At 44.2% G+C, this 22,363-nt stretch carries 23 protein-coding genes; 8 read left to right on the top strand and 15 right to left on the bottom strand.

Annotation, left to right across the window (positions count from 1 at the left end; all coding sequences use genetic code 11):
• Positions 1-88 precede the first annotated feature (88 nt).
• A complete protein-coding gene (locus NL111_RS00590; protein ID WP_285110311.1) occupies positions 89-994 on the top strand; it encodes a CorA family divalent cation transporter in 906 nt (301 codons plus the stop codon).
• On the opposite strand, the gene NL111_RS00585 is transcribed toward NL111_RS00590, so the two are convergent.
• From NL111_RS00585 to pfkB, 3 genes are all read right to left on the bottom strand, one after another.
• Positions 991-2,901, bottom strand: coding sequence for a fructose-1,6-bisphosphatase (locus tag NL111_RS00585; protein WP_285110310.1), 1,911 nt, complete (start codon positions 2,899-2,901; stop codon positions 991-993). The two genes, NL111_RS00590 and NL111_RS00585, sit on opposite strands and share 4 nt — an antisense overlap.
• 237 nt (positions 2,902-3,138) lie before the next feature.
• Positions 3,139-5,019 carry a fructose-specific PTS transporter subunit EIIC gene (locus tag NL111_RS00580; RefSeq protein WP_004166489.1) on the bottom strand — a complete coding sequence of 627 codons (1,881 nt, stop codon included), beginning with the start codon at positions 5,017-5,019 and terminating at the stop codon, positions 3,139-3,141.
• The gene (pfkB, locus tag NL111_RS00575) at positions 5,012-5,956 is read right to left on the bottom strand and encodes a 1-phosphofructokinase (RefSeq protein WP_285110309.1); all 945 of its coding nucleotides are present in this window, start codon (positions 5,954-5,956) and stop codon (positions 5,012-5,014) included. Before pfkB ends, NL111_RS00580 begins: the two co-directional genes overlap by 8 nt.
• A 119-nt stretch (positions 5,957-6,075) precedes the next feature.
• On the opposite strand from pfkB, the gene NL111_RS00570 reads away from it, so the two are divergent.
• On the top strand, positions 6,076-6,819 hold the full coding sequence (locus NL111_RS00570; protein WP_002830642.1) for a MurR/RpiR family transcriptional regulator: 744 nt from the start codon (positions 6,076-6,078) through the stop codon (positions 6,817-6,819).
• A 66-nt stretch (positions 6,820-6,885) separates the two neighbouring features.
• Here the strand turns inward: NL111_RS00570 and NL111_RS00565 are convergent, their stop codons facing one another.
• From NL111_RS00565 to NL111_RS00535, 7 genes are all read right to left on the bottom strand, one after another.
• On the bottom strand, positions 6,886-8,091 hold the full coding sequence (locus NL111_RS00565) for an MFS transporter (protein WP_285110308.1): 1,206 nt from the start codon (positions 8,089-8,091) through the stop codon (positions 6,886-6,888).
• A 164-nt stretch (positions 8,092-8,255) separates the two neighbouring features.
• On the bottom strand, positions 8,256-8,384 hold the full coding sequence (locus NL111_RS00560) for a hypothetical protein (protein WP_002830842.1): 129 nt from the start codon (positions 8,382-8,384) through the stop codon (positions 8,256-8,258).
• 14 nt (positions 8,385-8,398) lie between these two features.
• A complete protein-coding gene (locus NL111_RS00555; protein ID WP_285110307.1) occupies positions 8,399-9,070 on the bottom strand; it encodes a DUF4867 family protein in 672 nt (223 codons plus the stop codon).
• Between the two features lie 18 nt (positions 9,071-9,088).
• Positions 9,089-10,084 carry a tagatose-bisphosphate aldolase gene (gene lacD / locus NL111_RS00550; RefSeq protein WP_002830645.1) on the bottom strand — a complete coding sequence of 332 codons (996 nt, stop codon included), beginning with the start codon at positions 10,082-10,084 and terminating at the stop codon, positions 9,089-9,091.
• Between the two features lie 104 nt (positions 10,085-10,188).
• Complete coding sequence (lacB, locus tag NL111_RS00545) at positions 10,189-10,707, bottom strand: galactose-6-phosphate isomerase subunit LacB (protein ID WP_285110306.1); 519 nt, start codon at positions 10,705-10,707, stop codon at positions 10,189-10,191.
• A gap of 18 nt (positions 10,708-10,725) precedes the next feature.
• A complete protein-coding gene (lacA, locus tag NL111_RS00540) occupies positions 10,726-11,154 on the bottom strand; it encodes a galactose-6-phosphate isomerase subunit LacA (protein ID WP_008842242.1) in 429 nt (142 codons plus the stop codon).
• Positions 11,155-11,171: 17 nt separating this feature from the next.
• Positions 11,172-11,939 carry a DeoR/GlpR family DNA-binding transcription regulator gene (locus tag NL111_RS00535; RefSeq protein WP_002830839.1) on the bottom strand — a complete coding sequence of 256 codons (768 nt, stop codon included), beginning with the start codon at positions 11,937-11,939 and terminating at the stop codon, positions 11,172-11,174.
• 231 nt (positions 11,940-12,170) lie between these two features.
• Between NL111_RS00535 and NL111_RS00530 the strand changes: the two genes are divergently transcribed.
• The 4 genes from NL111_RS00530 (at position 12,171) to NL111_RS00515 (ending at position 14,810) form a co-directional block, all read left to right on the top strand.
• Positions 12,171-12,668: a PTS sugar transporter subunit IIA gene (locus tag NL111_RS00530; RefSeq protein ID WP_002830649.1), complete on the top strand. Its 498-nt coding sequence runs from the start codon at positions 12,171-12,173 to the stop codon at positions 12,666-12,668.
• A gap of 28 nt (positions 12,669-12,696) precedes the next feature.
• Positions 12,697-12,999: a PTS sugar transporter subunit IIB gene (locus tag NL111_RS00525; protein ID WP_002830837.1), complete on the top strand. Its 303-nt coding sequence runs from the start codon at positions 12,697-12,699 to the stop codon at positions 12,997-12,999.
• 184 nt (positions 13,000-13,183) lie between these two features.
• Positions 13,184-14,599 carry a PTS galactitol transporter subunit IIC gene (locus NL111_RS00520; protein ID WP_002830651.1) on the top strand — a complete coding sequence of 472 codons (1,416 nt, stop codon included), beginning with the start codon at positions 13,184-13,186 and terminating at the stop codon, positions 14,597-14,599.
• 25 nt (positions 14,600-14,624) lie between these two features.
• Positions 14,625-14,810 carry a hypothetical protein gene (locus NL111_RS00515; RefSeq protein ID WP_004166482.1) on the top strand — a complete coding sequence of 62 codons (186 nt, stop codon included), beginning with the start codon at positions 14,625-14,627 and terminating at the stop codon, positions 14,808-14,810.
• 87 nt (positions 14,811-14,897) lie between these two features.
• Here NL111_RS00515 and NL111_RS00510 read toward each other — a convergent pair whose 3' ends face one another.
• From NL111_RS00510 to NL111_RS00490, 5 genes are all read right to left on the bottom strand, one after another.
• Positions 14,898-16,013 carry a collagen binding domain-containing protein gene (locus NL111_RS00510; RefSeq protein ID WP_285110305.1) on the bottom strand — a complete coding sequence of 372 codons (1,116 nt, stop codon included), beginning with the start codon at positions 16,011-16,013 and terminating at the stop codon, positions 14,898-14,900.
• Between the two features lie 23 nt (positions 16,014-16,036).
• Positions 16,037-16,201 carry a hypothetical protein gene (locus tag NL111_RS00505; RefSeq protein ID WP_002830834.1) on the bottom strand — a complete coding sequence of 55 codons (165 nt, stop codon included), beginning with the start codon at positions 16,199-16,201 and terminating at the stop codon, positions 16,037-16,039.
• A 2-nt stretch (positions 16,202-16,203) separates the two neighbouring features.
• Positions 16,204-17,244 carry a glycosyltransferase family 2 protein gene (locus tag NL111_RS00500; RefSeq protein WP_002830833.1) on the bottom strand — a complete coding sequence of 347 codons (1,041 nt, stop codon included), beginning with the start codon at positions 17,242-17,244 and terminating at the stop codon, positions 16,204-16,206.
• Positions 17,245-17,289: 45 nt separating this feature from the next.
• Entirely contained in the window at positions 17,290-18,297 is a 1,008-nt protein-coding gene (locus NL111_RS00495; RefSeq protein ID WP_002830654.1) for a serine hydrolase domain-containing protein, read from the bottom strand.
• An 819-nt stretch (positions 18,298-19,116) separates the two neighbouring features.
• Positions 19,117-20,565, bottom strand: coding sequence for a hypothetical protein (locus NL111_RS00490; RefSeq protein ID WP_159218026.1), 1,449 nt, complete (start codon positions 20,563-20,565; stop codon positions 19,117-19,119).
• Between the two features lie 81 nt (positions 20,566-20,646).
• Here NL111_RS00490 and NL111_RS00485 point away from each other — a divergent pair, with 81 nt between their 5' ends.
• Both NL111_RS00485 and NL111_RS00480 read left to right on the top strand, forming a co-directional pair.
• A complete protein-coding gene (locus NL111_RS00485; RefSeq protein ID WP_285110304.1) occupies positions 20,647-21,237 on the top strand; it encodes a MucBP domain-containing protein in 591 nt (196 codons plus the stop codon).
• Between the two features lie 108 nt (positions 21,238-21,345).
• Positions 21,346-22,266 (top strand): hypothetical protein, encoded by a 921-nt coding sequence (locus NL111_RS00480; protein WP_285110303.1) that lies wholly within the window; start codon positions 21,346-21,348, stop codon positions 22,264-22,266.
• Positions 22,267-22,363 lie beyond the last annotated feature (97 nt).

Raw genomic sequence — 22,363 nt, 5'->3', positions numbered from 1 at the left:
TTGTAATTAGCATTTTAATATAATAGAATATTTTTAAAAAGAAAAAGGCTCACGTTATGTAAACGTTTAGCGAGAAAGGAGTTCCGGCATGCCTAATCACCACGTCCATCTCAAAATTGAAACTTTCACTAGTGTTGATTCTCTCAACAATTTAATCCAAAAACATCAGTGGCCATCAACCATTACGGCAGGCCTGCAAACTCCCGAGGTCTTTCCCCGGACCATGCGTTTCAAGCATGGCGAAGATGAAATTGCCTATTTGATTGCAGTCTGTAACCTCGCGCCTACCGATAACATTCTTGACTCTCAGGTATTGTTAGACCCTTTAATCATCGTTTCAGAGCCGGAGCAACTAACCTTTTTGGTCCATGAAGAATCGGCAAGCGCCACTGAAATTCAACAGCTTTACGAAACCACCCTGTTTAATTCCAACGAAGGTCTGATTGCCTGCTTCCTCTTAAAAATTTACTCCAACTACCGCGTAAAACTCGCGCACATTAAAGAGCAGCTCGAAGAAATTGAAGCACAGTCTACGGAAACTACCAAAAATGAATATCTCATCGAAATCAAAAATATCAAAAAGGAGGCCGTCATCTTAGAACACACCCTTGATACCCAACATCAGGCGTTAGAACGGCTTTTTAAGTTAGCGGAATTTACCGATAATTTGGCAGACGAAGCGATGATTTACAACATTAAAACCGCTGAACGCCAAATCACGAAGTTAATTGTCATTTATCGTGACTTAATTGAAGCGATCAGCGGTTTATTTACCGACATTATGAGTAACCATTTGAACCACTTGATGAAATACCTAGATTCCGCCGCCTTGGTCATTTCGGTCCCCTCGTTAATTGCCGGGCTATGGGGAATGAACACCGGCGGGTTGCCTGGTGAACACACTAAATTCGGCTTTTTAATGATGATTATTGTCAGTTTGGTGCTCGCCTTGGTTACTTGGCGAATTTTGCGTTCCAAAAAGTATAACGACTAGTTGTCGTCGTTTTGCAGCAGAAATTTCAAGTCGTCAATTTGACGTTTAAGCTCCATTCCGATAGTCGTGTCGGCAATGTTGCGCCGGGGAAGATCTCGATCGATCACCCGTTTCAAGGTTGCTGAACCAGTTGTCGAGTTATACAACTCGGCCACTCCCAAAAACGGCGTATGGGTAACGATTTGAAACCCGTATGAATTGTTGATCAGCGTATAACCGGCAATTCCAGTCGCCTTCTGATAGGCCTTTGATAAACCGCCGTCAATTACTAAAATTTGACCACCGCCCTTGATTGGCGACTCTCCGTTGCCCACCTTTACCGGCGTGTGCCCGTTAATAATGTAGCTGGAGCGCTCGTCCAACCCGAATTTATCTAGAATATAGTGCGCCGTAGAAAGCCGGTCGCGAAGCATGAAGTACGGGTTATCGCCTTCGCGGTGGGTCTTTTTGTCGTCAATAAAGTAGCGTTCAAACGTGGTCATGGCCGTTCGCCCAAAAAGCGGTGATTTTTTACCGATCCAGCAGTACCACATTAAGTCAGTATCATCGGTTTCGGTAAAATCATTTTTGCTGGTGGCGGCCCGGATGTGTTCTTCAAAGAAATCAAGTAATTTTCGACCGGCATAACGGTGACCACGGTATTCAAACTCGTCAAAGTCGCCGTCCTCGGTTAACGGAATGCAACCGTGATACAACAAGTTATTATTGTAAATTAGGTACATACTCCCCTTTCGCAAAATAAAGTCCATGTGGGCCTTAATTTGCGGGGCATGTCGGAACGAATACCCTAAACTTTGGATAACTTCCTGCTCTTCCGCAGTCAGTTCGTAGGGGTGTTGCGGATCCACCGTTTGAAAACACCCGTGGCTTAAAGGATAGGTCCGACCGTCAATTTCAACTGCGCCAGTGACCGCTTGTTGCAAAAACAGGCGGTTTTCCATTTCAAAGTCGGGTTGTCGGGCGATAATCTGGCCCTCTAATTTAAATTGGATAATGGTCAGGGACTGGTGAACTTTAGACAACAGATCTGCGTTTGGTTGGTTAAATTCCCCAGTTTTCGGATAGAAAAACGGGTCGGCTTCATAATGTTGGTCGGCAAAGGTAAACAAGGCCCGTAAGTTAATTCCGTATTCCCGTTCCAAATCAAAAATGTAGCCGTACCGAGTCGCAATCCGGAAAAGAGTTGCGATGCAGGCCTGTGAGCCGGCGTAACCGCCTAACCAGAGGACGTCGTGATTCCCCCACTGAAAATCCAGGGAGTGGGCATTTTCTAACAATTCCAAAACCTGGTTAGACTTTTGGCCTCGGTCAAAAACGTCGCCCACAATGTGAATGTGATCGATCACCAGCTTTTGAATCGTCGCAGCCAAACTTTGAACAAAATCTTGCGCCCGATTCAATTCAATGACCTTATTAATAATCTGTGCGTAGTACTTTTGCTTGTTTTTCGGGCTACCTTCTACGTACAATAGCTCTTCGATAATGTAGGCGTACTTCTTAGGCAACGTCTTCCGGACCTTTGAACGCGAGTATTTGCTTGCACAATATTGGGTAACCTCAATCATCCGCGGAATGATGGTGGTATACCACTGAATCAACTCGTCGGCACTTTTACCCTGCTGCACTTTTTCAATCATGAATTTAGGATAGGCCACCACGAAATTTAATTCCTTTTTCTCAGCCGCCGCCATTTCAGGGAAACGGAGGTTGATTTTTTCGCTAATGATCCCCGCCCCGGTCTTTAAAATATGGTTGAGCCCATCATACTCGCCGTGAATATCACTGATAAAATACTCGGTCCCCTTCGGCAAATTTAAAATAGCCTCCAGGTTGACGATCTCGGTTACAATCTCATCTTCGTTATTAAATTCTTTTTTCAGCTCTTCAAAGTATTTTTCTTTATACATTGGTATATACCCTTTTACGTTTAATTATTTATTTGATACTTTGATGATAACACAAAAATAAGCGCTTACAAGTTCAATTTATTAAACACCCTCCCCGTTATGGCAAAATTGGTAAACAGCAGTTAGGGGCTTAGGTTTCTTCTCAAAAATAAAAAGCCGGCGACCCCTACTAACCATAGCAGAATTTAATCTCCATTCCGTTAGTGAAGGTCTTCCAGCCTTTTTTAAAGAAGCTCATTATTGGTTGAATAACTGATAAATTGCCGTAGGTTCGTTAGTTTGCTTTAACTGCGTAACAAACTGCTCGTGCATCAATAATTTAGAAGTTGCTGAGAGATATTTTAAATGGTTGCCTTGATCCTGCTCCGGAATTAAAAACGAAATTATCGTATCTACGGGCTGTTGATCAAAGGTTTGCCAAGTAATCGGTTTTTGTAGCTTAACGACTAGCATTGCCGAATTTTTGATGCTGGCATCTTGTGCATGGGGGATCGCAATGCCACGTTCCATACCAGTAGAACCGGCTTTTTCGCGTGCTAAATACTTCTGGTAAACCGCCTTGGCATCCGTACTATACCCATTTTTTACGGCTAAATTCGCTAAATATTTTAACAATTCGTCACGTGAGCTAACTTCAACGGCCGTTTTAACATTCTTAACGGTTAAAATTTGCGCTAGCTCTTGATTGTCCGTGGTTGCCTCTGCGGTTGTTGGATTCGTTACATCACGTTCCGTAGCCTTAGTTCGGCCCGCAACTAACGAAAGTAGAAAGCCTGAAATTAGCGCTCCAATAACAATGAAGGCCACCCAAAGAAATGGTTTATTAACTAACGGCAGCACGATAAACCCACCGTGGGGAGCCGGAACACTAATTCTTGTCATATACGTTAAAATTGCGGCAACTGCCGATCCCACCATAAAAATTGGAATGTTAACCAACGGATTTCGCGCCGCAAATGGAATCGCCCCTTCCGTAATGTGCGTGGAACCTAGTAGAAAGTTTACATATCCTGCACTCCGTTCATTGTCGGAGTAGGCATTGCGGTTGAATAATACGGCAAAACCGGTTGCCAGCGGTGGTGCAATGCAGGCTGCGGATACTCCCGCCATGAAGAAGTAGTTTCCTTGGGCAAGTAGGGCCGTTCCCGTCAAATAGGCTGCTTTATTAATTGGGCCGCCCATGTCAAACGCACACATCATCCCGATAATTAATCCCAAAATTAACGGGTTTGAATTTTCCATCCCTTTCAAGAAGCTCATCATCCCGGTATTTATGTCTTTCATCGGAATTGACATATACCACATAATTGCGCCGGAAATAAAAACCCCAATAACTGGAAAAAGGAAAATTTGTTTCAAACCGTCCAATGATTTAGGTAATGCCTTAAATAAGCGTTGTAGTAAGACTACCGTGTAACCTGCTAAAAAACCGCCGACGATTCCGCCAAGAAATCCAGTTCCGTTAGTATAGGCAATCATCCCCGTAGCAAAACCAACTACCAATCCGGAGCGTTTCCCAATTGCCTCTGCAATGTAAGCACACAGTACGGGGACCATCAGATTCATTGCAAAACCACCGATGGTATTCAGTAACTGCGCAAAACTATTAAAGTCCGCACTCTTAGGGTCGGCCGAGTTAATTCCCCAGAAAAAGGAAATTGCAGTCAATACCCCGCCGGCTACCACAAGCGGCAACATGTGAGAAACTCCGTTCATCAAATCAACGTAAATATTGTGCCAGAAGGTCCCGTTAGCCTCACTACCCTGGGACTTAACACTAGCTGGGTTACTGGCGTGGTAAACGGGGACGTCATCATTTAAAATACTGTCGATTAATTGGTCAGGTTCCTTCATTCCCTTGGTGACGGACACGTTGATCAACCGCTTGCCGTCAAATCGTTCAATTTGAACGTCTTTATCTGCTGCAACAATCACGCCATCAGCGCCTTGAATTTCTTCATCAGTAAATGGGTTATCAGTGCCGCTTTGGCCGTGAGTTTCAACCTTAATGGAAACGCCCCGCTTTTTGGCAGCTTGCTCCAGAGCTTCCTGGGCCATGTAGGTATGGGCAATTCCCGTTGGGCAACCAGTTGCCGCAATAATTTGGTATTTAGCCATTCTCGATTCCTCCCTTAATCACTTTAATCGTAATCTGTTTACTTAATTCGTCAACGTCCGTAAAATCAGTTAATCCTGGCCGAAAAGCCGTTGAGCTTCCTGCCGCGATGCTATATTTCAAATTTTCATCTAATGGTTTTTGTTGTTCCATTCCGGCTAAAAAAGTGCCTAACATGGTGTCCCCTGAACAGGCCGTATTGACTACCGTTCCTTTAGGAGCATTTCCAAGCAGGACGGTGGTTGCGTTAACTAAGAGCGCGCCTTGACTACCTAACGACAGCAATACGTTTTGGGCTCCCCGTGCCACTAATTGTTGGCCACATTCAATTAACTCTGTTAAGGTTGGCCGTTTAGTTAACCCAAACCACTTACTTAGTTCTTCATCATTTGGCTTTAGCAATTCCGGTTGGTATGGTAGCGTTTCCAAAACTGCCGAATAATTAGTATCGATTACCAATTTAAAACCTTGCTTTTGGGACCTTTGCGCGATTTTTACTAAAATTTGTGGTTCCACTCCGCGGGAAAAGCTTCCTGAAATGACCAAAGCGTCTGTTGCAGTCAGCTTTCCAATCAATCCTAAGAATTCCGTCACCTGCGTTGGTGTAACTTGGGGTCCCGCATTAACTTCTTTGTACTCGGTTCCTTCTGCTAACACCCGGGTGAAGACGTTAATCCGCGTTGGTTGATCCGTATGCACAAAATGATTTTCAATGCCCCGCTCACGCAACGTTTCTTCGATAAATGCGTTGGTAAAACCTCCTCCAATGCCTAGCGCCTGATTTTCAATGCCCAACATCTTTAAAATGAAAGAAACGTTTACGCCCTTTCCGTTGGCTAGAATATCATAGCTGTTCGTTCGGTTAACCTTGCTCGGTTTTAATTCATCAGTTTCAATAAATAAGTCAATTGCTGGATTTAAAGTACATGTGTAAATCATTTAAGGCACCTCTTCTTTCTGCTACCTTAATTGTAGGCGCCATCGCGTTGTAAATGTTTTCAAAAAAATCTTTTTCTGTGGTATTCTTGAAAAAGAATTTACATTTAGGGGCGGCTAATTTGAAACAGCAAAAATTAAGTAATTCGGAAAAATACGCGTGGCAATTTATCCAAGATCACCTAGAAAGTATCCCGGCACTTTCCATCGTTGCGCTTGGTCAGCAGGCAAACGTCTCTACAGCAACTATCATTCGGACCCTTCGCAAACGTGGCTTCAAGGGTTACAGTGATTTTAAACACCATCTAGTTGAAGAGAACCAAGGTTCCTACACCAACCTTGCTCGCGCTGATTCTGATATTCGCAGCGCCATCATGAAAAATGAACACGAAGTCACTAATACCATTAAAATGATCAAGATTGCTGACGTTGAAAAAGCGGTGCAGCAAATTCGACGTGCCCAAATCATTTACATTTTTGCCCGGGGCTTTTCTGAACTAATCGCTGAAGAACTTTTAGTAAAACTTCAGTTATTAAAGAAAAACTGTCAGCTTAGCGACGATCCCAACATTATTCAAACCCTAGCAACCGATATTCGTCCTGGCAATTTAGTAATTATTATTTCACTTAATGGAGAAACTCCCGAATTAGTAGAGGCTGCCCGCCGTATATCACAAAACCGCGCCCCCATTCTTTTGATCACCACCAACGGTACTAGTAGCATTGGAAAATACGCCTCTTTAATTTTATGTGGTTTTAAGTCCGAAACTACTTACTTTCCGGCGTATGAAGTGCACTCCCGCTTGCCTTTACAAGTAATTACCCGGGTTCTGCTAGATTCATACGTAATTCGCACTAAAAAATAACCCCTCCCATCCGCAACTTCATTGTTTGCGGACGGCAAGGGGTTATATTATTTTTACGTAACTTTACTAAATCTGATCCATTTTTACTACTGCTAGGCCAGCTACCGTGGCAACTAAAACGATGGCGAGGTAAACCACGTTTTGTGCACTACCGACCGGGTTAGCAGAAAAGGCCATCCCGTAAAGTACGGGGCCCAAAGCTGCGATGAGATAACCACCAGCTTGAGACATGCCGGATAGTTGTGCTGTTTGGTATGGCGAAGCCGTCTTCATGGCAAACATGGTCATCACGAAAACAAAGAAGAGGTTTACCGAATAACCAATTAACAAGGCTTCAATTAACCAAAACCAGGTGGCGGCGGTATTTTGCACGAAGAGCATTCCGGCTGCCCCGAGGCCCACGATCCCTGCGGATAGAATCAACCCAACCTGAGTTTGCCGACTCACCCGGGTCAAGGTTTGGGGTAAAAATACCGAGACTGGTAAGCCGATCAACGAAAAGCACGCCATAATTGCTCCAATGACGTCCGAGCCAACGTGATGGTAGGCCATTAACGACGGCATCCACGCCGTGAAAGTGTACATCATTACCGATTGACAGCCGAACACCAATAGAAAGCACCACGCCCGCTTATTTTGCCAAATCACCGTTTTAGTTGGAGCTTTATTGTCCGTCGGCGTTGGCACCCGTCCGTCCATCTCTTCTGGCAAATGGGGCACGATCAACCCCCACGTTAGCAAGGCCAGTAATGGCACCACCGTTAGAATCAATAACATCGTCCACCATCCGGACAATTTAACGATTGGCGCGGTAATCAAGTTAAAAATTGCGCTGCCCATCATCATTGAAAAAGTGTAGAGCGTGGTGTATAACCCAATCCGTTGCGGAAAATAGGCCGCCACAAATGACGGCATAAAAACGTTTAGGTAGGCAATTGCCACCCCGATTAAAATCGTTCCGCCAATCATCGTGGGCATCGTTACAACCATTCGTAGTGCTGATCCAAGCACTAAAATGGCTAACGCCAGCAATAGTGACCGTTTAAAGCCCATCCGTTTTAAAATTTGTGAAGCAAAATTTGAAAACACCATGAACATCACCAATGGCAAAGTGGTTAAAATCCCTAGGCTTCCCTGGGCCACCCGCAAACTTTGCGCTAAATTGCCCAAAATCAAGGGAATCGTAGTAATTGGGGTGCGCATCATCGATCCCACCAAAATCACCACTAAAACCATGGCAAAAATGCCTATTTTACTTTTTCTCCAGTTCATGCGTATCCTTCCTCACCTTAAATAATCATAGTTTTATTGTACCAGAGTATTTTGGGATTCTTCGGAAGTCCTTTAGTTTTATCTAATCAGCTCCGAGGAAGCGCTCACAAAAAAACGAGACCGGAATTTCCGAATCTCGTTTTTGGCTTTAACTAACGCTGATTTTAGAAGGGGTCCTTAACCGGAAATTCTTCTAACTGACGTTTAATCATTGCCCGATGCAATTCTTCTTGACGTTCAATTTCCGCCTTTTGTTCGGCAGTTAATTTTTCTTCATCGACATTGCAATCCATTTTAATGGCCTCCTCTAATCTTGAATCGGACGAACCTGAACCAATGGCCCCTTAACCCCCGGCAAGATTCCGGCTTTGACCTTATCAGTCCGCGTCGCGTGCGCCAACTGGAATTTATTTTTCTTCACTAGCATGGGGTTATGGGTTTTAAATGAACTTGGGAGAGATTCATTCGTACCATTCAATACAACCACCACCGCTTTAAATCCCGCTAACGTAACCTCAATGGGGCTATAATGCAACGTGTCACTAAACATTTCAAAGACGGTCCCTTGCGGAATGTAGAAAATTTGCGCGTCGTCAACGGCGTGGAATTCGTAATTTCGTAAATCACGTCGCTTCCCTAACACCATAATCACGTCGCTAAAGGTGATATTCACTTCGCTACCTTGGTGAAATTCAATGGCTGAAAAGGCATCACAGTGGCCCACACACTGGCCTGCTGAAAGCGCCATTCCGCCAAATACATCCCTGCTGATTTCATGGATCACGCTCATTTGTTCAATTGCAGGATTTTTCGGTACGTATTGGTTTGCAGCGGTAACTGCCACCCTAACCATGTAATCGTTAATTTCCGTTAAATCAAATTGTTTATATACGACACCGTAATCCCGAAATTGTTCGTCACCCACCTGATATATCGTTAACTGAGGGTTCGCCTTTTGGATTTTTTCATAGTTCGTCATCTTCTGGGCCTTTTCAAATTATTTTTGTACCTTTTCAAACCAAGGGGTCGCACTCTTTGCCAAAACCTTGTTCAAGTCTTCAATGTTCTTCTTACCTTGGGTTTGAAGCCACTTGCGACCAACTTCTTCGCTTTCACCAGCAAATGGTTCAATTGCACCGCGCCAAGTTGCCCGGCCACAAAGTACTCCATTGAATTTTGAACCTGCTTCGTGCGCAAATTGGAGTTCTTCTTGGAACAATTCTGCAGAAACCCCAGCACTCAAGAAGATGAATGGTAAGTCGGTAGCGTCGCTTTGATCCTTGTAGTACTTCGCAGCTTCTTCCTTGCTGTAAATTACGTCTGCGTCGTTTTCCGCAAAACCTTCTACGTAAGCTTGGTTAACTGGTACTTCAAGTTTCAAAACGTCGACGCCGTATTCGGGTTTAGAAAATTCCTTAGTCATTTCGATAACCTTGTGCGGTTTAACCTTAGCGTATTCCTTACCCTTTACGTCATCATTGTTAGCATCGTACGAAACTAGTTCCAAGAAGAACGGAATGTCTTCAGCCTTACATTCGTCGCCGAGCCGTTGAATGAAGGCGTGCTTGCGTTCATTGATTTCTTCACCTTCGTCAACATCGTAATACAACAAGAATTTGATGGCGTCCGCACCTAATTCCTTAAGTTTACGTACTGACCATTGATCAAGGATGTCTGGGAAACGGCCCGGTTCAGTTGCGTCATAACCAGTTTTTTCATAAGCCGTTAATAGGCCAGCGTTTTCGTCACGAACCCGTGCTGCGGGAATGCCGTATTCTGGGTCAAGCAAAATTCCGCTTGCGTATGGAGTCAATTCGGAAGAAATTGCTACCTTAAAGTCTTCAATTTCTTTTTGGCTAGCTTCGTGTCCGCTTGCCGCGCTAATCATCTTTTTCAACGAACCGCGTTGGTCGATTGCCAAAGCGCTGATTACGCCGTTTTCATCTGATAAAGCCTTCAATCCCCGTAATTTTCCTTCTGTCAATGTTTTCATAGTGTCCAACTTCCCCTTTTCGTTTAAAAAAATATTTTTGAATGCCCTTTCAGGTACCGCTTACAATTTTAACAAAAAATTGCACAAATTGATAATCGGCCTAATTAATCGTGGTAAAATCCTTCAGCCCACTTTTCGTTTTCTTCGTCGAAGAAGTGTGGATTATCCTTTTGATCTGGGTTTGGTGTAGCAATGTGATCAATCTTGTCGATCAACTTCTTATTTTCTTCGGTTTCCTTGTATTCTGAATCCAAGAACACCTTAATAATGTCTTCGCAGAGGTGTTCTCCAACGGTCGCACCACCAAAACCAATTACGTTAGCGTTAAGTTCTTCCTTAGCGTAACGTGCGGCAACTAGGTTAGAAACTAGCGCAGCCCGGACGCCTTCGTTCTTATCTGCCGCGGTGCTGATCCCGATTCCGGTTCCACACAGGACCACACCAAGGTCTGCACGGTCATCCGCCACGTCTTCAGCAACCCGTTTTCCGTAAATTGGGTAGTGGGTCCGGGTGGTGTCGTAAGTTCCTTCGTCAATTACTTCGTGACCTAAGGATTTCAAGAAATTTGATAATTGAATTTTTACGTCTGTAACGATATGGTCGTTTCCAATTGAAATAATCATTCTATGCTTCCTCCCTCATTAAATCATTTTGTTAAGCATGTCTAAGCGGATTTGGTGACGACCCCCGGCATACTCAGTATCTAGGTAATATTGCACAATGTTGTAAGCCAATTTTTCACCAACGACGCCGGCACCGATGGCAATGGCCTTAGCACCGTTATGCATGGCGGTCATGTGGGCGGTATTTTCTTCAACTACGTTAGCCGTGACCATACCCTTGACCTTGTTGCTTGCCATTGCTGAACCAACCCCGTATTCGTCAAACATGATAGCCTTTTCAATTTTGTCGTTCAAAACCTTATCCGTAACGGCTAAGGAAGAGTCTACGAAGTCCGCTTGGGGAGTTTCACTAACGTCAACCACTTCGTAATCATGTTCTTTAAGGTAAGTTTTTACCTTTTCCTTCAAGTCAAAACCTGCTTTATCTGCACCTACTACAACTTTCATGCTCACTGCTCCTTTTCTTATTCAATCTTTTTAGCAACGTGGACGGTGGTAATTTGCTGGTAACGTCGTAAGATTGCTGGTTTAACGCCCGCATCGGTAATCAAACCGTTAACATTACTTAAATCATAGAAATTATAGAAATCGTCGTGATCTAACTTATGGTGGTCAGCCACGATATACTTATTCTGCGATTGCTCCAAAGCAACCCGTTGCGACGCGCCTTCATCAGTATCTGCGTTCATCACGCTCGTATTAGAGATTCCGTTAACCCCCACAAATGCCTTATGCATTTTAATGTTGCGTAAAAATTCTTCCGCTAAACTTCCCACAAACGCACCGCTCCGACGTCGGTAGGTTCCGCCAACTAAGCAAAGGTCAAAGTCGTGCTCATCTGAAAAGCGTTGAAAAACTGGTAAACTGTTGGTCACGATTCGTAAATCATCGATTTCCAAATACTTAGAAACCAATTCATTCGTCGACCCCGGGCCAAGAAAAACAGTTTCGTTAGGTTTAATCATACTTGCCACTGCTTTAGCGATTTCATTTTTTTCAGCTAAATGAATTTTACGTTTTTGAATATATGAGGGTTCGGTTTGCGACACTAAGTTAACGCTTTGAGCCCCGCCAAAAACTCGCACAATTTTTTCCTGCTTCTCGAGTTCGTCGAGGTCCCGCCGAATAGTCATTGACGAAACTGACAGCTTATCGACCAAATCGTTAACCGTGATCGTTCCTTTACTATTAACTGCGTTTAAAATTTCCATCATTCGTTCATTTTTTAGCACTCGCACCCCTCCTTTTTGCTTTTTAAATGTTTGTTTTTGTTCATTTGTGTTACAAACTAAGAATAATATTTGCACTCCCGAATGTCAACGCCTTAATTAATCCAAGCCTAACCAAAAAAACTGGTTGACAATATGAAAGCGCTTAATTAGAATGAAGCTGTAATCAAAAATAAACAAAGGCAAACACAAATAAACTTTACCTTGCCAATGTTTGAAAGAGGTGATCTGTATATGAGCGAAACAGCAATCGAGTCTCTATTTGATCCAAAGATTGTCTATGTTAGTTCAGGTACAACCAGACAGGCCGTTTTCAAGGAAGTCGCCGACGACTTAGTTGCAAAGGGGTACGTTAAGGATAACTTTCTCGACAATCTGAATAGCAGAGAAGATGCTTATCCGACGGGCATGGATTTATCGGTGGTGGGATCCCAATATCCAAACGTCGCCATTCCTCATACGGAAGCCAACTTTGTTTATAAGCGCCGGATTGTTCCCGTAAAGCTTGCACATCCCGTCGAGTTTCATAACATGATCAATCCCACGCAAACCATGACCGTCCGCTTTTTATTCATGATTTTGAATAACGACCCGGAAGGTCAAGCTAACGTACTTGCTGAAATCATGGAGTTTTTGACTCACACCCCGTGGGATAGCTTGCAACACCTGTTTGCAAGTGATTCCCCGGAAGAGATCTTTGATTTCTTGTCAACTAACTTTGATGAAAAATAATTAAATTACTTATGTGGAGGTATTTATTATGATTAAAATGTTAACTGCTTGTGGTGCTGGTGTTAATTCAAGTCATCAAATTAAGGATGCGGTCGAAGAAGAAATGAAAAACCGTGGTTACGACGTTTCTGTTGACGCAGAAATGATCAAAGACGTTACTCCTGAAAAGATGGAAGGCGTTCAAATTTTCTTACCAATCAACCATCCGGACCTTGGTTTTGACATTGATATTCCTGAAATCGATGCTGGAGCAATTCTTTATCGGATGCCTGCAATGGCTAAACCTGTTTACGACCAAATCGAAGCAGAAATCAAGAAAATCCAAGGCTAATTAATTGCTTAAACAAAGGGGAATCCCCAATTGGCTCGGATTCCCCTTCTTTCATGCCATCCAAGTAAGCGCCTTCATTAATTTAGATGGCGATCCCCATGGCTGCTCATTTCAAGCGGTCATTAATCAATCTGATTTCAATTTTACAAATCATAACTACAACTAAATAAAGGAGTGAGATTATATGAATGGAATCATTCATTTTGCCAACCTGATTTTCAAGCCAATCATTGACTTGGGGGCTGCCCCAATCATGCTGATTGTTTTAACTTTGTTGGCTTGGGCATTAGGCGTTAAGTTTTCCAAAGCCTTGGAAGGCGGTATTAAGCTCGCGATTGCTTTAACCGGGATTAGTGCCATTATTAATATTTTAACCACCGCTTACCAAGCTCCTTTGGCCGCTTTTGTTAAGTCGACAGGGATTAATCTGTCGGTTACCGACGTTGGTTGGGCTCCATTGGCTACCATCACCTGGGGCTCGCCATACACCCTGTTCTTCTTGCTTTTGATGGTGATTTTGAACTTGATTATGTTAGCTTTGAAATGGACCAACACTTTGGACGTCGACGTGTTTGACATCTGGCACATTTCATTTACGGCATTGATGGCGATGTACTTTGGTGCCAATTTATTAATTGCAATTATTTTGATTTTAATTATCGGTATTCTAAAGATTATCAACTCCGACTTAATGAAGCCCACGTTTAACGATTTATTAAACGCGCCAGATGATAACCCAATGACTACCACCCATTTAAACTACATGATGAACCCGATAATCATGCTGTTCGACAAGATTTTTGACAAAATTTTCCCATGGTTAGATAAGTACGACTTTGACTCTGCTGAATTAAACAAACGGATTGGATTCTGGGGCAGCCACTTTGCCATTGGTTGCTATCTGGGGGTCTTCATCGGTTTAGTTGCTCGGCAAGATCCAAAAGAAATTTTAACTTTAGCCTTTACCGGCGGGGTCTGCTTGCAGTTATTCTCCCAAATTGGCTCTTGGTTCATCGCTGCTGTTGAACCACTCTCCCAAGGGGTTACTGACTTAGCTAACAAGCACCTTCACGGACGGAAGTTGAACATTGGTTTGGACTGGCCATTTATCGCAGGCCGTGCTGAAATTTGGGCAGCTGCTAACGTTTTAGCGCCAGTGATGTTGCTTGAAGCCTTAGTATTGCCTGGCAACCACATCCTTCCACTCGGTGGGATCATCGCAATGGGGGTTACTCCCGCACTGTTGGTGGTTACCCGCGGTAAGATTATTCGGATGATCGTCATCGGGGCCATTGAAATGCCAATCTTCCTTTGGGCAGGTACTTTAAGTGCTCCATTCATTACTAACGTTGCTAAACAAGTTGGGGCTTTCCCAGCAGGCTTGAGCGCTGGTACTAAGATTGCTGAATCAACCAAGGAAGGACCAATCGAACAATTCTTAGCTTACTTAGTTGGTAAAGCTTCGACTGGTGAAATCACCTTCATGATTTATGCGTTGTTAGCACTCGCTGCTTACGTCCTCCTCTTCTGGTGGTACGCAAAACAAATGAAGAAACGCAACGCTGCTTACGCTGCTGAAAAAGCTGCTAACGCAAAATAATTTTTAACCGAAAGGAACCTGCATTATGATAAAACCAGAGCATCAAACTAAAATGTCCAGAATCATTGCTTGGGCCATGGTAGTGGTCGCCGCATCTACGGTTCCTGCCCTCTTCGGTCGTAACGTTTGGACCTTTGGTTTTCAAGCGTTGATGTGCGTGGTCGCCTTCACCCAAATCTCAAAGAAACAGTCCGCTGTTCCTAAAAAGTAGCCGGATAGAATTCCTCCCTTTTAATTAGATTAGCAAACCCGTCAAGTTGGTAAGGCCAACCTGGCGGGTTTTTGCTAACTACTTCTATTATCGTGGACGTCGGTAGACAAACCAGCCTACGCAAGCTACCAACCCCAGCGTCACTAAACCAAACTTAATTACTAGTTGGTGATCATCCCCGGCTAAAACCGTGTCTAACCGCAGCGGAAGGGGCTGGCGGGCATCGTCATCTCGCAAGCTCACTCCACGGATTCCTCCTAGTCTGCTTCCAGTCCCCGAAGCCCGCTTTACGGGCGTCTTACCGGTATTTTTTTCGTTGAGGTTGACCCCGGTTAACTGCGCTTGGTGTTTAAAACACCGGGCCATTGAATTAGTTGCCCGCGTTTCAAAATCAATCAAGTTGGCACCATTCAAGTCGCCTAGCGCCACCGCAAACCGTAGTTGGCTATACTGAGTAATTCGTTTTGGCGATCGACTTGCCAACACCTTAAACTTGCGACCGCTCCGATCAAATTTAACCTTTTTAACCTTGATCGAATCCGAGACTAACTGCTGGTTTACCCCGATCAAGTCCGTATACGTTACTTGCCGGAGCGGTTGCTTTGCATAATTAAGGCGTACTCGCCAATGAATTAATTGGGGGTCCTTAGTATCATACCACCCCCATGAATACACCGTTTCTCGGGAATTAGGACCCCGATGCGGTAAAATTTTATATTTTTCGGTTCGTAAACGTGGCCAACTGACTGCCACGGTGGAAGCGGGTTTGACCCGGTCGTAGTCCCATAAAAGCCCTAATTTAAAGTTGCCGTAGATGCCACCGTCATGTTGCGTAACGTAGCGCGCTAGCCGCACCGTGATTTTACCGCTCCCACGTTGTGCATCTACCCGTCCAATCACTTGCCCATGCCGGTCTTTCAGGTTGAATTGGGCGTTGCTAACCAGTCTTAAATTTCGGGGGACTTTAAAAGTGAGTTGGTCCTGCGCCTTGACCGGTACGTTGGCAGGAATTTTAAATTCCCATTTTCCAACCAGCTTGTCGTACAAGCCAAAACTAGTACGATCGTTGTGTTGCGCATCTCCCAAACTCACGTTAGTAATAAATTGGTCGCCCCAATCAGTGGATGAGTACGCAATGGTTTGATTGCTTTCCCAAAAATAAATAATTGCGATCACTAATCCAAGTAGCCATTTTTTCCTCACACTAATCTCCTTTTAAAACTTAACTATTCCCAAGTTGGGTCAAAATGCGTCCGGGCCCACATACTCCGCAGGATGGTTCCCACCGCTAAAATAGCAAAGAATATCGAAACGATGGCCAACCCATGATACAGGCCGTTCCAGCTAAATCCAATCCATAACATTCCGTTTTTTTGTACATTGGTATACATTTTTATGCCTCCTTTGATTGATCAGTATTTAAGTGGTTCCAAGTCCCCGTTGACCCCTGGAGCAATTGAAGCAGCGCGCCTAAGTAAGCCAGTTGTAAAAACAAGCTATACATTAGTTCCGGCAGCATCATGAGGGCAAAAAACTTGGCCTGGAAATCTTGGTCCCAAATGGTCACCACCCGCTCGGTAGCAAAAATTACTCCAATTACAAACCACAGCAAACTAAAAATCATTAAGTTTTCAAGCATCAGGTACGTGGTAAACACAATCAATCCTAAAAAAGCGAACACCGAAATTAATAACATCAACTGCTGAAAAACATACGGCAACATCATTTTGTCCCAACGTCGGCGGGTCACCTGCTGAAGCGCCCCTAAATACCAGCGGCGCCGTTGTAAATATAGCAAGCGCCACGTCGGCATAATTTCAGTCGTGCAATAACACGATAATGGCGAAATCATTTTGGCCCCCGCTGCTTTTAAATCTAGCGTTAGGGCAAAATCTTCGGTAATCGAATCCTCGCGGTAAAAGGTCCCAATTTGTTGCCGAACCTTTTGCAGCGTTTCTGCTCGGATCAACGACGCGGTCCCGGTTAAGACGAAAACTTTCTTACTACGGCGAACTTGATTGGCGTAGCGATACCACTCCAACTGTTGGCAAAACTCAATCAGCTTATTGCGGTTAGCCGTTCCGTAAAAGACAGAGCCAACCGCATCATAATCTCCCTGGGCAATTACTCGCTTAGCGTGTTCAATCCAGTCTTCCGTAATCACGGTATCTGCATCACAGATAAACAAATACTGGTCCGGTTGCTGCCAATCTACGTAATTCTCTAGCGCTTGGTTCAGCGCCCCCGCCTTTCGACCTTCATTTTGCACAGTTTCAAATGCGCGGGCCCCTGCCTGTTGAGCGCGTTGGTATGTATCATCATCACAACGGTCACAAACCACAATTACTTTATCAACCTGTTTTTTTAGCGCTCGGACCGCGCGTTTAATATTTCCAGCTTCGTTGTGCGCCGGAACAATTGCCGTTACGTACATAATTTTTCATTTCTCCCCCAAGTAAAAGTATCCGCAGCTACCTCGTTAATATGAATTTCCGCCCAAATAAGGGGTCTGGTTAATTAACGAATAAATGCTGTTTGCTAATTTCATCGTGGTTTCTCGACCACGCCGGTTACCTAATAAAACGACCGCCGTTCCCGCCGAGCGATTGAAAATAATCGATGGCTCGTATCCACGTAAAATCCCATGTCCGCGGTAATATAACCGATTTTGATAAACTCCCCCAGCATAGACGCTTTGGGTAGAAGTTTTAAAAAGTTGCTTAACCACCTTAAGCGGGATGATCTGACCGTTCACCAGTGCCGCAAAATACCGGTACAGGTCGCCTGCGGTCATAAAAAAGCTTCCGGTACCAACCTCGTTACGGTAAATGTAAGCCGGGTTAGGATATGCCCGACCGTTTTTGTGGTAACTTTTTGCCACATGCGGATTTTTAAAATCGGGCATGCTCATGATTTTAATGGGCCGCCGTAATTTAATCAGCTGTTGGAAACTGTCCTGATAGTTTAGGTGAGTAAGTTGGGTAATCACCCCTACCAACAAGTGAAAATTCACTGCGTCATAATCCCAGCCTTTTCGCGGATCCACCGCCAAATGGTGCACGTAATAGTTTGTAAGCTGTTTTTCGTTTAGTGCCCGTTCCGGATCACTACTTGCTTCCAATCCCGAGGTCATCGTTAACATATCGCGGATGGTAATATTTTTAGCATTAGGAATTGTCGGATAAAAACGGGCTAGCTTTGTATCAAAAGACAACTTTCCTAACTGAACCAATTTCGCCACCATGATTGAAGTCATACTCTTTTCAATCGAGGCAATGTTATATAACGTTTTTACATCGTTAGCATGGGTGGCATCTTGCTTACCGTAACCCTTATGTAACAACACTTTATGATCTTTAACGATTAAAGCCGTTCCGCTAAACCGATTTTTCGTTAAAGTATAGTCCACGTTGGTAACCACGTCGCCACGGGCTTTTACCACGTAACGAGTGGCCCAGCGATCACTGAAGTAGGTGTCATGTACCATTTTTGCTACAAACAGTACTTGTAACCCAATTATTATCCAAAACCAATATCGCTTTTTAATTGCAGCGCGACCACCTTTCTAAATTAAAATGGGCAGGGATTTAGCGAAGGCCGGCTTCGCTTTTAGTTCTTGAACTGGCCAGTGAGGGACTATCCTTTTTGACCTGAATAATTGCCATATAAACACGCAGAGGCCAGAAAAAACGATTAGTTTCTTCCAGCCTCCCGTTGTCCCCATATCCTAAGCTGCTAGGATATTCAAAATGATCCCCCCTGTACTAATTCAACGATTAGTACTTTTTCATCATATAATCCGGCCCCTTGACAGTAAAGGCTCCTGACGTTTCACATTTTGAAATTGATTTGAAAAACTTGAGAGAATCGGTCACTACCGGGTATCAACGCGGTTCCTTTTTTAGCCAAAATTAGAATAATATTTAAAGCAAAGGCCGGGTAGTTTGTGAGGCATAACTAAAAATCGATCATTATGCTCGAATCTGGCATAATGATCGATTAGGGTTAAACGAACTGACTTTTGGCATACGTTTTGGCTCTATTAAAGCCAATATCGCAAAACGATTTATTAACTCTTTCAGCCTTTTCAGTTCAAAAAGCTAATTTTTTAGCAACGTGCTCCTGGACCCAGTTCCCTCCGGTTAATAAAATCCCGCCGCCAATCGCTTAAATCGCGATTAACGGGGGGCTTCCTACTGCAGCATAGTCGAAACGTGTTTTGGAATCCAACTCTCTCCGGTTAACAAAATTATGGCTCCAATCGCCTAAACCGCGACTGGAGCCATAATCCTGTTATCCTCGAGAGCTACCCGGATTCCAAAACACTCTGATTCTTAATCCTCACAATCATATCTCCCAACTGCTCCCAATCCGCCGCTAACGGTGGTGACTCCCATATCATTTGTTCACAATCTAGTTCCGCAAACGATTGGTCCGAGAGGAAGATATCCGTTTCTTCCGTTAGTTCCATCATAATTTCAATATTTAGCGGTGCAAACTGCTGCAACTGCGCCACGATATACTTCGTAAAGATTGGTCCATTCGAAAAATCTACCGTAATCTTAACCGTTCGGCTTAAAAATTTCACCGGTAAATGTTCCAATAGAATCAACATGTACGTGTAGTACAACTGGGTCAACACGTCCTGATCGATGTATAGTTGGCGGCGTTTAGCCACCTCGCCCAACAACTGCTTTACCACCGCGTCAATTGCGGGATAAGTTTCGTTAAAGAAAGGCATTTTTGTGGGATCGACGAACGTTTCGCTAAAGTAAAACGGCGAAAACACCTTTGCGTTCGTTTGAGTTAAGGCTCGTTTAATTCGGCCAATCGCCTTTTCCAAACTTGCGTCCGCAAAAGTGCTGTATAAAAGTTCTGTTTGACTATCCACCAAATCCTGCAAACGCTCTTGTAGCTGCGGTCCACAACATTGATCAATAGAAAAATCCAGCAGCTCGTTTACACGACAATAAATCGTTAAGTACTGTTTTTCCCGACGTAAATCCTCGTCCTCCAGCCCCCAAAACTGATTAAGGAGGCCAAAATCAGGACCTTCGTCATCAGTAGTCACCGGACTTAAATCGGCTAACTCTGCAAGTACGTGCCCTTGTCGAATTCTTTGAGCTTGTACAAAAGCAAAATTAACCAGTCGCTTCCGTTCGGTGTATTTAAGACACATCCCACAATCCGTACAAATTTGTTCCAAAACGGTTGGTATTTCCAGTCGGTATTCGCCAGGGAGCCCGTCAATCCCGTTAAAAAAATGGTGAATCACACTAAACAATACCTGTCGCAACCTTGCTTCCGTCAACGAACGATAGTTGAAAATTTCTTCGGTGAAGAGTTGCCGGATTCCCATAATATTGCGATAATAAGTTGCTCGGCTTATCCCAAAACGTTTCGTGAATTGGGCTTGAGTCCCGTAAATTCCTAATTGGGAATTAATAAAAACATTTAGACGGATCGACCTTAGCGCCATTTCTTCCAAAAGCTGTTTAAGCAATGACGTCGTCAAGCCGTACATGGCAATGATCCCCTTCCCATCGTAGGCCAAGTCGATGTTTTTCAGGTTAAGTGACGCAACGGTATCTTTCAGCAAATCAAAGGCCATCAGCACTTGGTGACGGCTAACGCCTAATTCACTTTGTAGATAGCTAATTGATAGCTTCTTTTCTGGATCGTGGATGTAAAGTTCGGCCATTTGGAGCACCAATTGTTGTTCGTCGTCCAATAAACGGTTAAACTTTTCGATCATAAATAAAAACTCCTTAAGATGATTTGTTGAAGATATTTTTAAAGATCCAACTCTAAAAATATGTCTGGAGGGTTCATCATCTTGGGAACAAATCACTACCAACGGTTCTATAATTACGGTCGTAAATGGTTCATCACTAGCTTAGTCGGTGTGACCATTGGACTAAACGTTATGTTGTCCCCCATTTCCGTAGCTGCTAGTGATCAAGTATCCAAATCAACTTATCCGGCATCATCTCCTCAAATTGCACCGCAAGAGGCCGCAAGTCGGCCGCCGAGGTTAGATTACTGGGGATCATCTACTAGTGCGATCGCCTCATCATCAGCCGATCCGCACCATTATTTTTGGGGAAATAAGCACCATCACCATCATTGGCATCACCATTGCCATGCAACGGTTAGCGTACGGTACGTTGACCAGTCTGGGCATTTGCTAGGAACCGGGCAAGCGTACTATCCGCACGGCCCCCACGTTGGCGAGCCTTACGTTAGTCAGCCCCGGTCCATTAAAAATTACCGGCTAGTCGGTACCGCGCCTGATAGTCTTCCAACTCGGGGAAGACTTAACAAAGATGGCGACAACGGTATGGTTACTTATATTTACGCTCCAATATACCACTTCAAAGCTAAAACTATCAACGAAACTATACATTATGTCGATAAAAATGGCTAAACGGTCGCGCCAACCCACGTAGCCCAGCCCATTACCTTTGTGACCGTTGATAATTTAGCTGAACATGTGACAAAAAACTATTTTTCGAATACCTCGACTAATTTTCAAATGGATGATCAAGGCAATCCTCGGGATTCTGAAAATTGGCATAGTGGTACGCAAGCTACTTTTGCCGAGGTACCCGATCCGTTGCCCCATGGTTACCAACTAACGGATCCAGCTAAGGATGTGGTACCGGCCGCGCCCGTAACTCCTTCTAGTACCGACTTAAACATCACGGTCCGTTACCAATTGAAAAAGAAAACGGCCGTAATCCGGTGGATTGACGACCGGACGGGAAAAATAGTTTCCTTCAAAACGGTCAACGTGGACGTTAAGCATCCCCAGACCAATTTAACTGAAACCTTCAATCATCAAGACTATCGCTTAGTCAGCAGTGATTTGCCGCAAGGACCGCTCACTTTTGATGAAATTAAGGAATCTGGTCACCTTTACGAAGTTCATTTACGTTCGCAAACGCCACCAGTCCTTCCTGCGGCGATTAAACCTACTCCTTCGAAAATGTCGTCATCGTCCCAGCCTGTAACGCCACCTGCTTTGGCGCCGGCGGAGCAACATCCTACGCTACCAGTCAGTCCCTTACGTCGGGCAACGCCAGCGATTCAACCAGCGGTCGCCGAGCGTCATCCGCAGCAACCAAGTAAGTCGCTTTCTAATAGCTCAAGTCGCCCGCAACCTGCTCAATCACAGCCACGTTATCCGGTTCATGCGGGTACGATTCCGCTGGCGGTGGCTGATCAGCAGCCCACTCCGGTGCCAGATTTACTTGCCCGTTTGGATTTAAAATGGTATTTCCCAAGGGATAACTATCCCGTACTGGCTTTCGACGATTGGAATAACCACGTCCAAAAAATAATTAAGTTAAACGGAGATACAAAAAACCACACTCAGCTGGGCCAGGTGTGGTATAAAATGTCGGGTAGGTTGGTAATGGGACAAAGAGTATTCGGAAACCCAGGTAATTCCTGAGGACTAACAATATTACGACATTAATTGCGGTTTTAGCAATTGATGTCGTAATTTAGTTATCCGGAAGGAATTGGGTTCCCGAACACGTTTCGGCTGC

The organism is Pediococcus sp. AC40, assembly GCF_030252485.1.
In the GTDB taxonomy this organism is placed as follows: domain Bacteria; phylum Bacillota; class Bacilli; order Lactobacillales; family Lactobacillaceae; genus Pediococcus; species Pediococcus acidilactici.
This window is presented reverse-complemented; position numbering and strand designations above follow the sequence as displayed.